Here is a 467-nt window from a genome sequence, read left to right on the forward strand (position 1 = left end):
GGGGCCGAGGTGGAGACGGGGGCGCGGCTGCCGACCGTGCCGAGCTCGTCGCTGCGGTCGGAGATCAGCGGGCCGTTGTTGGTGGTGCGGACGGTGATCTTCTTGCTCTTGCCGCCCGCGATCTTGATGACCTCTTCACGGGTCGTGAAGGGGACCACCTTGTTGTCGTAGACGTAGCCCTCGTGCTGGACCTGCTCCAGGTAGAGGTCGGTCACGTCGGCGCCGAGGTTGGTCATGCCCCAGGCGATGTCGGCGTTGTGGCCGATGACCACGCCGGGCATGCCGGAGAAGGTGTAGCCGGCGACGTCGTACTTGCACTGGTTGGAGACCGTGCGGCAGTGCAGGCCCATCTGGTACCAGACCGAGGGCAGCTGCGGGGACAGGTGCGGGTCGTTCGCGAGCAGCGGCTTGCCGGTGGTCGTGTACTGGCCGGAGACGACCCAGGAGTTGGAGCCGATGCCGCTGCC

Annotated in this window: 1 protein-coding gene; it reads right to left on the bottom strand. The window is 67.5% G+C overall.

All coding sequences use genetic code 11. The features are described from left to right. Nucleotides 1-467 (bottom strand): penicillin acylase family protein (locus G3I78_RS48095; protein WP_164436938.1); only part of this gene is annotated, 467 nt, incomplete at both ends.

The sequence above is a fragment of the Streptomyces sp. SID13726 genome (assembly GCF_010548375.1).
In the GTDB taxonomy this organism is placed as follows: Bacteria; Actinomycetota; Actinomycetes; order Streptomycetales; family Streptomycetaceae; genus Streptomyces.